We start from the raw sequence: 11,506 nt of genomic DNA on the forward strand, positions 1-11,506 counted from the left end.
TGTCTTCATCTTTTCTAAAAATAATCGATTCCCTACATCTGGGATAGGTTCCATTTTTCAGATCAAGAGTACGAAATTTCAGATCGCTCCAAATAAAAAAAGAACGGACCGCCGTAGCAGCCCATTCTGTTCCCTAACAAGATAAAAAACACCCCCTGGCGGTGCCGGGGAGCCCAAAGGCTCCTCTCCACGCTGCCAAGAGGTGCATCTCATCTCACAGCTTACGAACCCTTACTTGCCCTGTGCCAGATCGGCCAGCTGCTTCGGAGACAGCGCGCCTTGATACACGCGCACATCGTCCATCAGTCCCTTGAACGGCGTATCCCACCAGTTGACGCCGAGGCTGAAGCTGGCATCCGCTGTCGTGAAGATATTCGGGAAGTTCGAACCTGTGAACTTCGCCTCCCCATTCACGTAGACGATGATCGTACCGTTATCCACGGAGAAGGCCACATGCGTCCACTCCCCTGTGGGGATCGTCATCCCTGCCGGCGCATCGTACCATGTTCCGCTGCCGGACCATACCATCGTGTTGTTGGCTGCCGGACCGCTCGGTACGAGAGACACCCAGTTGTTCGTATCTTTCGCGCCGAAGAACGTGGTCGTGAACGATGTCAGCTGCTCCGGCTTTAGCCACAGCGACACAGAGTATTGGTTGCCAGAGATCAGGCCGCTAGGCAGGCGTACGCCCGAAGCGCCGTTGAACACGGCCGCCTGGCCGGCTTTGCCTTCCGCAAACGTAATGCTGCCGTTCGTGTTATCAATCCGGTTGCCTGTAACCGTGCCCGCTGCGAATCCGCCGGTCGCATCCTTCAGACCGTCCTCGAAGGAGTAGTGGGCCTTAAGATCGGCATCCTGGTAAGGCAGCACCGTAATATCAAACGTCTTCGTTTTCGTAGTGCCGCCCTTGGTGATCGTTGCCGTCAGTGTGGCTTTCCCGGCCGCCGAGCCATCCTCAGGTCGTGTGACTTCACCGGTTTCCGTAATGACAGCCGGATTGGATGTCTTCCAAGCGATCTTTGTGTGGCGCGTACCTTCCGTCGGCAGCGTCAGATTGGAGATCACTTTGCCCGTATCACCGAGCAGGAGATCGTTATACACATCGTCGACCAGCTGTTTGTCCGTCTTGTCCTGCAGCTGGCTGCCCCACACCGACACACCGTTCGAAGACAAGGCGGTGAAGGTATTCACATAGCGCTGGGAAGTCGGATCCCACTGGCGTACGAACACGCCTTTATAGGTATCTCCATCGATTTTGAGCTCCGCCTCGTTGTGGCCCGTTTTGTTCCATGTGCCCTTTACGTCGCCCGAAATCGTGTTGTCCTTGTTCAGCTTGATGAAGGACGATTTGGTGATGCTGCCGGAGTAGGTTTGTCCATGGTTGATGAACTTGTACTCGCCGATGAGATCCTGGCGGTTCAGCTTCTCCAGGGTCTCGCCCGTATAGCGGTAAGGAGCCACCACCGGCCAGCCGTCCTTGTTCATGAACATCGGGTGGACGCGGAGCTCATGCGCTTCTCCGGTCTGCGGGAAGCGGGAGTGGAACACGAGGAACTGCTGCCCGGTCTTTGCATCGAAGTAGACCGAGTTGTGGCCCGGCGATACATACCCGAAGCCGATGCCCGTACCCGGGTCCCCTACCTTGCGCTCGAACAGGAAGTTGCTGATGAGCTTGTTGCCGATCGGAGAATGATCGACTTCGCCCGGCAGCACGGCATTCTGTCCGTCCGCATCCACATAGGGGCCCTCAGGGCTCTTGGATCTGAACTGGCGCATGTTGTAGCCGCCGTCCGCTCCAAGCCATCCGTACGTCATATACAAGTAATAATAGCCGTTGTTTTTGTTATACACGATGTAGGGGCCTTCACCGGATTTGCCGAAGCCGCCTGCAATCTTTACTCCGAAGTACCGGTCGATCGGGTTGCTGCCGGCCGTCTTGCCGTCTTTGCCCGGATAGATCGCTTTGCCCGTCGCCTTGTCGATCTCCAGCAGGAAGATCCCGCCGGACCAGGAGCCGTAGGACATCCACAGCTTGCCGTCCTTGTCGTGGAACAGCGCCGGGTCGATCGCATTCGGGAAGCCGCCCTCTTCGTTCGTGTTATACTCGCCGCTCGATTTGAACCATTTCTCGTTCGGTCCGCTCAGCGTCCCGTTGTTGATCAGCGTCTGAATGTTGGTGTTCGTGTACTTGGTGTTGATCTTGCTGTTGTTATCATAGGCATCATTGCTGGTAAAACCGGAATACATGATGGTATCCACATAAGTGTAAGGTCCTTCAATCTTCTGGGATACCGCGTACCCGATCGCGGAGCGCTTCCAGGTGGAAGAGGTGCAGTAGTACATCATGTACGCACCCTTGGTTCCGTCGCTGTTGGCGTAGTTCGGATTCCAGAACACATCGGGTGCCCATACGGAGAAGCCGCCCTTGCTGTCGGAGTCATTCTCGCCGGCCCAGGCGAACGAACCGGCCAGATTTTTGGACAGGTCGCCGAAAATCACATTGTTCGGTGTCGTATAGCCGTTCGTGAAACGCGTCCAGCTCTGCAGGTCCTTGGATTTGGCCGCCTCAATGTGGGATCCGAAGACATAGAACGTATCGCCATCCTTCACTACGGACGGGTCGTGTACCGAAACATTCTGGAACGCCGGCGGTGTCCCCTGTACATCCCGGCCCGGCTTGTTCCCGTTCTGCCCGGAAGATTCCGCTGTACTCTGGCCGAGCACCGTACCGGGTGCCAGCAGTGTCAGCGCTACCATTCCGAGGCTCATGCGCTTAAGCAATCTTGTCGTCATTCCTAGATCTCCTCTCTTTTGGTCAACGGTAATGTAAACGCTTTAAATACAGATCGTTTCATTCTCTACCGCATTCCCCCTATGTACGTTGTACTCCTGTTCCTTAACCGCTTACAGATACCAAAATCATTCACTATTTTGTAAACAAGTTAATGATAATATAAATAAAATGAGAGATCAAGCGCAAGTTTCATGTTTATGCTAATCATTTTTATAAAATAAAAAATGGCCCCCTCCCTTTACGGGAGAAGACCGTTCGTCTGTCTGCCTTACTGCAGCGCTCCATAGATTACATTCCGCAGCCGCGGCTGGTGCACCGCTTCGAAGTTCGGCAGCATCTGCTGCATGTACACCGCGGACAGCTTTTCCTTCGGATCGATCATCACCCAGGTGCCTGCAAGCCCGCTCCATCCGAATTCGCCGATCGAGGCGTTGCTGCCTGCTGCCGCGGGATCCATCAGGGTTCTTACGCCGAGCCCGTATCCGAAGCCCGCCAAGTAAGACCAGTTGTAATCCTGCAGCTGCACCGGGCTGAGCTGGTTGGCCGCCATCAGGCGGACCGTGCCGGGGCTTAAGATCCGCTCCCCATTCCCTTCGCCGCCCAGCGCAAGCATCTGGGCGAACTTCGAGTAGTCCCCGATCGTCGACAGCAGGCCCGCCCCGCCGCTCTCGAAGCGGCTGTCCGGCTGGTACGGGTCATCAAACTGCGTGCTGGGGGTGAGCGTACCGTCCTCCGCCCGGTTGTAATGGGTACACAATCTTCCCTGCGTCTCGGCCGTGAGCTTAAAGGACGTATCCTTCATGCCCAGCGGCCTAAAGATCTCTTCCTGCATGAACTGTCCCAGCGTCCGGCCGGAGAGCACCTCGATCAGCGCCCCCAGCACGTCGTGGCTGAAGCCGTACTGCCAGCGGGTACCGGGTTCGAAGGCGAGCGGAATCGCCGCCAGACCCCTGGACAGTGAACGGGCGTCGAGCTTGGCAGTTCCGTCTTCTCCCCTGCGCTGCTCCTCCAGCCACCGGCTCACCCGGCGTTCGGTCTCCGTCCGCTCCCCTCCGTAAGTCAAGCCGGAGGTCATCGCGAACAGGTCTTTGACCCTGATCGGCTGCTGTGCAGGCACGGTCGACAGGGCTCCGGCCGAATCGGTCTGCAGCACCTGCGGGTCTTTGAACTCAGGCAAGTATTCATGCAGCGGATCGTTCAGCAGGAAGCGGCCCCGCTCATACAGGATCAGGGCTGCCGCGCAGGTGACGACCTTCGTCATCGAGAAAATCCGGTATACCGTGTCCTCCGTAATGGGCTGCCGGCTCTCCAGGTTCGCATAGCCGACATAGTCCTGGTAGAGCAGCTCCCCATCTTTGGATACGGAGCAGGCACATCCGGCTGGCCCCTTTTCCACGAAGCCCTGCATCAGTTCGGTCAGACGGTTCATTCGTTTCATAGGCTGTCCCTCCTACTGGATATCTTTGTATGTTTCCTTAACAAAGCTTCGCTGCCCGGGAGGCTTTTTCCTTTTCCTGAAGGTGCCTTCCTGAGAAAAAAGAAGCCCCTGCCTCGAGGGCAGGGGGCAGACGCGGCCCGCGCCGGGAGTTCACTCTGCTGTGGGAGCCCATATCCGGTACCGTCCGCTTAGCGCGAGCAGGCTGAACAGATACAGACAATTGTCGTAATACCGGCGTTCTCCGGTGCGCACGGGTGTGTTCCAGAACAGCTCGACCATCCCCCGAGCCTCTGGTCCTGCCGCTGCGAGCGAAGCCATGGCATTGGTCGCGATCAGACCGACCGGGTGCAGGGATTTCTCCTCGAACGGAACGCCTGCGATCGTATACCTCCGGTAGTCCTCCGGGGATTTGTCCACGAAGAACGCCTGAATCCGCTCCGCCGCGCCCGCCTGCCACTCATCCGCCCGAAACCATTCGTAATCGAGCCCGATGTTCGCCGCCACCCGGTACGAATCGCTGAAGAAATGGCCGTAGCCCCGCTCATCGTTGGGGGTCCCGTCATAGTGGGCATACTCCGGTGCCAGCCCGGTAACCGGGTGCAGGGCGATGTGCAGGTACTGCCGGCTGGCCGCGGCCGCTTCCTTCCAGAAGGCCCGGTCCTCCTCATTCGCCCACAGGGCGAACAGCTCGTAGAAGTGCGGCAGATGGTACGACGGGTCGGAATACTCGCACTCCGGGATGAACTTGATCAGCTTGTTGTCCGGGTTCCACATCGGATACCCTTGCCCATCTTCGCCGCGGTGCAGACACGTATGCAGCAGCTCCCGCGCCTGCACGCTGTAGTTGAACGGCTCCGGCCCGTCGCCCCAGCGGTGCGAAGCGAAGAACAGCGCCATCGCGAAGAACTCTTCCCCGTCCGGCGCCGGACCATAGGCCCGCTTCGACCCGTCGGTGTTACAAGACCAGGCGAAATAGCCGGCATGCAGGCCTTCGGTCATGTACATATGCGTTTTGGCCCATTTCCAGAGCCGGTCGAAGACTTCCTTCTCGTCCAGCTGCACCGCCATCATCATGCCGTAGGACATGCCTTCCGTCCGGACGTCAAGATTGCCCGTATCGAGCATATACCCTTCATCTTCGCCTGCCTCGAAATAAATCCGGGTGTGCTCATCCCCGAAGAAGATGTCCAGCCATGCCTGATGGACACGGCCTGTGATCTCCTCTTCCGCATAGCCGTACTCCCTGAACACATTGCGGTACTCTCCGGTATAGAACGCTCCTCTGCTTGCCTGCTGTAGGGTCATCTCCGTCAGCTCACTCTCTCCTGAAAGGTTGAAGGCACTTCAAGAGTCATCTTAGCAAGCGGGGGGTCATGCAGGTAGAGCACAAACTATAGCTTATCCTTAACAAACTAAAGGTCCTGAAGAGTCCAAAATGATGCTTACCGCAGCTTTACTCCGGAGAGACTCCTTCCCGGGGCAAAGAAGCGACCGATGTTCTTCTCGACATCCGGGTCGGGAACGAGCGGCGGCGCCTGGTGCGGTTTCGTCCGCGCGTCGATGATCAGACTGTCGCAGCCCCAGTGCTTGTACCGCACCTCGCTGTTCACACCGTAGATATCATGCGACGGATTGCTCCGCGTGAAGGTGACCCACAGAAAGTTGCTGAGGTCCGCACTCAGGAAGGAGCTGTCATCACACAGGATAATCATCGGGCACGTGTCCGGCACTCCCTTCCCGGCCAGTTCGGCCGCCAACTCCTCAAGCTGCCGTCCGGCGTCCTCGTAGCTGCGGAACGCCGGCCCCTGCAGGGCGACGACGCCCGGCATCACGAGCTCGGGATGCCCGAACTCGCGCAGCTCCCGAAGCGACTCCGGCACCTCCCTGCACAGCTCCCGCTTCTTGTCCCCGTAGGCGGCGATGACCACCTTGCTGCCGTAGTTCAGCCCCGTCCCGGAGTAGTCCAGCGTATCGATGGTCGTATTCGTATAAAAATGCAGGTCCCGCCGCAGGTCGATGCGTTCGAGGATGTATGCGAGAAACTCCGCTTCCTTGTGCGTATCGAGCGGCTGCTCGTCTTCGGCGGTAATGAACAAATATTTCGCCAGGCTGAGCTGTCCTGTCCCGAGAATCCGGTTCGCGAGCGTCAGCAGCTCAGTAGGCTGCTTCACCTGCTGGTAAGGCGTGTAGCGCTCGCTCCCGATGGCGAACAGAAGCGGATGCACGCCGGCCGCGTCCACGGCATGGACTTCCTTGACGCCGGGGATCTCCTGCGAGATCGCGTCGCCTGTCAGCTCATGGATGAGCTCGCCGAAGGACGTATCCTCCTGCGGCGGGCGGCCGACGACCGTGAACGGCCAAACCGCATTCGGCTTCGCATAGACCTTGTGGATCTTCATCAGCGGAAATTCATGCGTCAGGCTGTAATAGCCGAGATGGTCGCCGAACGGCCCCTCCGGCTTCGTCTCACCCGGATAGATCTCGCCGGTGATGACAAAATCGGCATCGCTGCTGATGCAGTAGCCGTCAACGTAGCTGTAGCGGAACCGCCGGCCGGCCAGCAGCCCGGCGAAGGTCATCTCGCTGAGGCCCTCCGGCAGCGGCATGACGGCTGACAGCGTATGCGCCGGCGGTCCGCCGACGAAGATGCTGACCTTAAGCGGCCGGCCCTTCTTGACCGCCTTCGCCTGGTGCACACCGATCCCGCGGTGAATCTGATAGTGCAAACCGATCTCCCGGTCCATCACATACTCATTGCCGCTGAGCTGGACGCGGTACATGCCCAGGTTCGAGTTCATGATCCCCGGCTTGTCCGGGTCCTCCGAGTACACCTGGGGCAGCGTGATGAACGCGCCGCCGTCCATCGGCCAGTGCTGGATCAGCGGCAGATCCGAGATGCGGATTTCCTGCAGAGCGGCCGTGCCTCCCGAGGTCTTCATCGGCAATGCCTTCAGCGCTGCCAGTCCTGTGCCGGTATGCTTCAGCGGATGCTTCAAAGCCTGCATCGGGTCGCTGCGCAGAGCGACGATATTTTTCGCCGCCTCCCATGTATCGCGGAAAATAAACTGGCTGCGCTCTATCGTCCCAAAGAGGTTCGAAACCGCGCGGAACTTCGAGCCTTTGACCTTCTCGAACAGCAGCGCGGGGCCGCCCGCTTCATAGACTTTCAGGTGAATCGCGGCCATCTCCAGATAAGGGTCGACTTCCTCCTTGATCCGCACCAGGTGGCCGTTTTGTTCCAAATCGATGATGCATTCTTCCAGGTTCCGGTACATAGGTGAACTAGCTCCTAACAAAGAAGTATGGTATGTATGCGTGCTGGGGGTGGATCTTATATAAACATGATGCTTACACCTCTCTGGCTTCCGGATAACGCTCTCCGTCGACGTAATCTGAGGAAATCCATTCGTAATGCGTCAGGCCAAGCCTCTGCGCCAGAACATAGGGAGGCGGCTCGTTACCGAATTTGACATAATGCTGCTTGAGTTCAAATACGGCTTCCATATCCTCAGCGGAGTTCCCTTGTTCTATAACCAGCTCCCGCAAGAGATAAGGATCGAATCTGTGTTTTTCAATGCGAAGTTCATCGGTCCAGTCACATTGATAATCGAACACCAGCTCGTCCTTGCTCCAGATTTTGAGCTCCCCCCCCTTGGTCTTCCGCATAAATGTAATGCAATAGAATGCCAGGATTCCAGTTGATCACTTCGTCGTTAATGTCAAAAGGCGGTCCGGTCACTACGAAGCTTACCCAGCCGTTTCCTTCCGGAAAAATAAAACCGTGATTCTCGGAATTCTGAAGCAGTGAAACCGCTGCCTCCCGGTCGTTCGTTCTCAAATGATAGCTTCCACTGAATTCACTCATCCATTATACCTCTTTCTCTACTGCACATTAAAGTTAGGTTCAGAACTGCCGGTTTCCATCTGTTCTACTCTTCTCCGGGAGCTGTACCCGGCGGCAAAGAGGGAAGTCCGGTACTCTCGGCAATCAGACTGAACAGCTGATCATTGCCTCCCCAGGAGATTCTGCTTTCTTGGGAAAGATTGGCATGCCTCAAAGCCCCTAGAGCCACTTCCATCATACTAGATCGCTTTCGAGGCGAAAAGCCTCTCTTACCTTCCGCCCCATTTGACCCTTCCCCAAAACATTCAGCGTACTTTCAGCCGGCATTCAGCTTGCGTTCAGCTTCGCTCCCGATGAAGACTTCAGTGGAATCATCCACCAGGTTTTGAACTCGAGAGGAGAACTGACCATGTCCATGTCCATTTACCGCAGCACTTATTCCACAACCACGGCTTCGAGCGATCAAACCCAGCCCATCGAGGGACAGCATCACCACCGCCGGCACCAGGGATCGGTTGACGGAGCCGCAGATGGGCCGGTCAAGCAGGTTGATTCCCTGGAACTCAGCGCCGAGATGTCCGACTACTTGGCCGGGTACGTGAACCGTACGCCTGTGTCCACCGGCACCTACAGTGCAGAATCGACGGAGCTGACATCGGAGCAAAAGCTTCAAATCACCATGAAGCGCATGGCACCGCCGCCATGGATGATGGCCGGTGCACAGCAGGCGGAAACCGAAAATACATATGCCGATACCGGGCTCACAGTGGAGGAGCAGCGGTCCATGCTAGCCGAGATACAGAGCAGGCTTGACGCCTTGGCTTCGGCACTCGCAGAAAAGAACACAACCGCAGCGGGTGCCGGTTCCCCCCTGGCGTCACTGCAGGAAGAGCTGGGCGGATTGGACCTCTCCAAAGCGACGGATGAAGAGATAGGCGAGGCGTTCGAGGAGATCATGGGGATAATCGCCGAATCCCGTCCGCCGCAGCCCGAAAGAGACCGACCTCTGCCTGCGCCGGCGGACAGCAGCGGCATCCCCTCGATGCTCAGAGGCCTGGGCGGGATTGCACCGCCTTTCGCTTGGGGACAGCAGAGCGGCCCGGCGTCTTCGGAGCCCTTGGAAGGCAGCACCGGAAGCAGCCCGCCCGAGCTGACCGCCGACCAGAAGAAAAGCATTTTGACGGAGCTCACTGAACTCCTCCAGGAGTTGGAGCCTCCCGCCGAGGAGGAGTCTGCGGGAAATGATGAGAACCGCACCGGAGACCATCCACTTCCTGCACTAGAGGAGGAACTGCAAAGCTATGATGCTTCCTCGGCTTCGGACGAGGAGATCTCCGCGTTATTCGATGAGATCTCGCAGCTGCTTCAGCCGTACCTTCTACCGCCGAGCCGATAATCTTCACCAACACAATGGTGGCCGCCTTTCTAAAACATGCCAGTATCAGCGAATACTCCTGCAGCGGCAAAAAAACAAACAGCCGGGACCCAAAGTCCCGGCTGTTCCATGCGGCTGCGCCTACGTATCCTTCTGCAGCGGAGCACCGTCTCGTTTGATGAGCCTTACCCATTTTTGTTGCATCCATCTTACTAGGCATGAGGCAATCAGGAGAAGCGGATCCCCGAAGGGGACCATCTCGCATACAAGATGACTCCAATCGTCCCAAGCAGATAGAGCACCATGAAGAACAGGAACAGCCAAAGAGACGCCCTGCAGTAATTTTTCCGGTTCACATTCGACGTTTTGCCGAAGACCCACACGAGCAGCATGATGAGATTGATGACAGGCAGAGCCAGAATAAACTGCGTCACCACCCAGTCCTTTACCGTCATCGGCCTTTCCGTCGGATGGACGTAATCCCAGAATCCGGGATGTGGCGGACGTCCTTTCGGCTGCGGCGAGGATGGATAAGGGGTGCTGTTCTGCGCTGTCGTCGGTGTTCCGTTCACTGAGTTGATTTTTTGACTACAGGATTACGGCACAAGAGGAAAAATTGGGCTCGACATCATTCTCGGCATGTCTCAGCTGAAGATGCCGCCGATCAGCTCCCCGATGGCTTCGCCTACCGTGTCCAGGGCTTTCTCTGCCGCCTCGCCGACCGACTCGGCCGCCGTACCCGCGGCATTCACGACCTCTGTGGCAGCCGATACCAGAAGATCGCCGCCCGACACCAGAGCTTCACCGACCACATGGAGCAGCTCATCCGCAAAGTTCTCCTCCTGCTTCTCTTCCCGCTTCTCCTCGCTGACCCCCTGAAGCTCATCGGCTCCGAATTCTTCCCTGTTCATATGCCCATTCCCCCTGACCTCAACTATTCTAACCGATAATACGAGTCTGACCGGCAGAATGTTTCAAAGCCGCGCCTCTGCTCCACTAGATCGGCAGAGTCCTAAGAAGAACAGAGCTGGAACGGTATATTCCCCTATAGAAAATGGACATACATGTAAATATACTTTCGACATGGGGTGTTAACATGAATGAACGCAAGGATTGTTGGAAGCCTCAAGAGGACCGTCTCCTCGCCGAGGTCATCCTGGAGCATATCCGCTGCGGAAGTACGCAGCTCGCCGCCTTCGAGGAAGTAGGAGAGAAGCTCGCCCGGACGGCTGCCGCCTGCGGCTTCCGCTGGAATGCCGTCGTCCGGCACAGCTGCCTGGCTGCGATCAAGAAGGCCAAGCTCGACCGTAAAGCGATGAAGCAGGCCAAGCATCCGCGGCCGATCCGGCTGGAACGGTCGATGGCAGGGGGCTGGAGCCTGGAGCGCGCCGACACGGTCATCGACCAGATTCGAGGCAGTCTCGTCAGGTCGGAGGAGCTGGCCGTGCGGGTGAAGCACCTGGAGGAGGAGCTGGAGGCCAAGAACCGCCGCATTCACGAGCTGGAAGAACAGCTGCTGCTCACAGGCAGCATCAGCTCCTCGGATTCGTCTTTGAGCGAGGATTTCAAAAAAATGCTGAAGCTGCTTGATAGAGCCCGCTTATCCGGCCTGCTTACCGACAATTTTGAGCAGTCGCAGATCTCTTAAAGCTCTGTAACTCATGTGGATCTTTTTCAAAGAAAAGTAAGATTCGCATGAATACGATATCAAAGACGATGACATACTAGCTTTACACCTCAACGAAAGGATGATGATCATGGCTAACAGAAGAAGCAGCAACACCTTGGTTGTTCAGCAAGCTCAACAAGCATTGGATCAGCTGAAGTATGAGGTCGCACAAGAATTAGGAATCCAAATCCCGCAGGACGGTTACTACGGCTACATGGCAACCCGTGATACGGGCGCGATCGGGGGTCACATTACACGCCGTCTCGTGCAGATTGCCGAGCAGCAGCTGAGCGGCCGCTCGTTCCGTTAATTGACGGATCTTCGCCTTCAGCCCGTTCACTATAGGAAGATAGCAAAAAGGGACTTCTCCGCCATAACGGGGAAGT

At 57.1% G+C, this 11,506-nt stretch carries 11 protein-coding genes; 3 read left to right on the plus strand and 8 right to left on the minus strand.

Annotation, left to right across the window (positions count from 1 at the left end; all coding sequences use genetic code 11):
• Positions 1 to 231 precede the first annotated feature (231 nt).
• The 6 genes from ACP26L_RS21140 to ACP26L_RS21165 all read right to left on the minus strand — a co-directional run bounded on the left by ACP26L_RS21140 (position 232) and on the right by ACP26L_RS21165 (position 8,097).
• Complete coding sequence (locus ACP26L_RS21140) at positions 232 to 2,793, minus strand: LamG-like jellyroll fold domain-containing protein (protein WP_426446107.1); 2,562 nt, start codon at positions 2,791 to 2,793, stop codon at positions 232 to 234.
• 269 nt (positions 2,794 to 3,062) lie between these two features.
• Positions 3,063 to 4,232, minus strand: a complete 1,170-nt coding sequence (locus ACP26L_RS21145) for a serine hydrolase domain-containing protein (protein WP_426446109.1) — start codon at positions 4,230 to 4,232, stop codon at positions 3,063 to 3,065.
• Between the two features lie 150 nt (positions 4,233 to 4,382).
• Positions 4,383 to 5,537: a glycosyl hydrolase family 8 gene (locus ACP26L_RS21150; RefSeq protein ID WP_426446111.1), complete on the minus strand. Its 1,155-nt coding sequence runs from the start codon at positions 5,535 to 5,537 to the stop codon at positions 4,383 to 4,385.
• A gap of 137 nt (positions 5,538 to 5,674) precedes the next feature.
• Complete coding sequence (locus ACP26L_RS21155; RefSeq protein ID WP_426446113.1) at positions 5,675 to 7,507, minus strand: UbiD family decarboxylase; 1,833 nt, start codon at positions 7,505 to 7,507, stop codon at positions 5,675 to 5,677.
• Between the two features lie 73 nt (positions 7,508 to 7,580).
• Positions 7,581 to 7,898 carry a hypothetical protein gene (locus ACP26L_RS21160; RefSeq protein WP_426446115.1) on the minus strand — a complete coding sequence of 106 codons (318 nt, stop codon included), beginning with the start codon at positions 7,896 to 7,898 and terminating at the stop codon, positions 7,581 to 7,583.
• Positions 7,828 to 8,097, minus strand: a complete 270-nt coding sequence (locus tag ACP26L_RS21165; protein ID WP_426446116.1) for a hypothetical protein — start codon at positions 8,095 to 8,097, stop codon at positions 7,828 to 7,830. Before ACP26L_RS21165 ends, ACP26L_RS21160 begins: the two co-directional genes overlap by 71 nt.
• Positions 8,098 to 8,485: 388 nt before the next feature.
• Between ACP26L_RS21165 and ACP26L_RS21170 the strand changes: the two genes are divergently transcribed.
• Positions 8,486 to 9,472: a hypothetical protein gene (locus tag ACP26L_RS21170; protein WP_426446118.1), complete on the plus strand. Its 987-nt coding sequence runs from the start codon at positions 8,486 to 8,488 to the stop codon at positions 9,470 to 9,472.
• 206 nt (positions 9,473 to 9,678) lie between these two features.
• Here ACP26L_RS21170 and ACP26L_RS21175 read toward each other — a convergent pair whose 3' ends face one another.
• On the minus strand, positions 9,679 to 10,023 hold the full coding sequence (locus ACP26L_RS21175; RefSeq protein WP_426446119.1) for a hypothetical protein: 345 nt from the start codon (positions 10,021 to 10,023) through the stop codon (positions 9,679 to 9,681).
• Positions 10,024 to 10,095: 72 nt separating this feature from the next.
• Positions 10,096 to 10,362, minus strand: coding sequence for a hypothetical protein (locus ACP26L_RS21180; RefSeq protein WP_426446120.1), 267 nt, complete (start codon positions 10,360 to 10,362; stop codon positions 10,096 to 10,098).
• Positions 10,363 to 10,547: 185 nt separating this feature from the next.
• On the opposite strand from ACP26L_RS21180, the gene ACP26L_RS21185 reads away from it, so the two are divergent.
• Both ACP26L_RS21185 and ACP26L_RS21190 read left to right on the plus strand, forming a co-directional pair.
• Positions 10,548 to 11,099: an RsfA family transcriptional regulator gene (locus tag ACP26L_RS21185; protein ID WP_426446122.1), complete on the plus strand. Its 552-nt coding sequence runs from the start codon at positions 10,548 to 10,550 to the stop codon at positions 11,097 to 11,099.
• Positions 11,100 to 11,208: 109 nt separating this feature from the next.
• Positions 11,209 to 11,430: a small, acid-soluble spore protein, alpha/beta type gene (locus tag ACP26L_RS21190; protein WP_426446123.1), complete on the plus strand. Its 222-nt coding sequence runs from the start codon at positions 11,209 to 11,211 to the stop codon at positions 11,428 to 11,430.
• Positions 11,431 to 11,506: the final 76 nt, after the last annotated feature.

It is taken from the genome of Paenibacillus sp. S-38 (assembly GCF_049942825.1).
Lineage (GTDB): Bacteria > Bacillota > Bacilli > Paenibacillales > NBRC-103111 > Paenibacillus_G.

Excerpts from the sequence above, each read along its gene's own strand:
- ACP26L_RS21180 (WP_426446120.1), bottom strand. The coding sequence starts at position 10,362 with ATGAACAGGGAAGAATTCGGAGCCGATGAGCTTCAGGGGGTCAGCGAG.
- ACP26L_RS21140 (WP_426446107.1), bottom strand. The coding sequence starts at position 2,793 with ATGACGACAAGATTGCTTAAGCGCATGAGCCTCGGAATGGTAGCGCTG.
- ACP26L_RS21190 (WP_426446123.1), top strand. The coding sequence starts at position 11,209 with ATGGCTAACAGAAGAAGCAGCAACACCTTGGTTGTTCAGCAAGCTCAA.
- ACP26L_RS21150 (WP_426446111.1), bottom strand. The coding sequence starts at position 5,537 with ATGACCCTACAGCAGGCAAGCAGAGGAGCGTTCTATACCGGAGAGTAC.
- ACP26L_RS21160 (WP_426446115.1), bottom strand. The coding sequence starts at position 7,898 with ATGCGGAAGACCAAGGGGGGGGAGCTCAAAATCTGGAGCAAGGACGAG.
- ACP26L_RS21170 (WP_426446118.1), top strand. The coding sequence starts at position 8,486 with ATGTCCATGTCCATTTACCGCAGCACTTATTCCACAACCACGGCTTCG.
- ACP26L_RS21145 (WP_426446109.1), bottom strand. The coding sequence starts at position 4,232 with ATGAAACGAATGAACCGTCTGACCGAACTGATGCAGGGCTTCGTGGAA.
- ACP26L_RS21155 (WP_426446113.1), bottom strand. The coding sequence starts at position 7,507 with ATGTACCGGAACCTGGAAGAATGCATCATCGATTTGGAACAAAACGGC.
- ACP26L_RS21165 (WP_426446116.1), bottom strand. The coding sequence starts at position 8,097 with ATGAGTGAATTCAGTGGAAGCTATCATTTGAGAACGAACGACCGGGAG.
- ACP26L_RS21185 (WP_426446122.1), top strand. The coding sequence starts at position 10,548 with ATGAATGAACGCAAGGATTGTTGGAAGCCTCAAGAGGACCGTCTCCTC.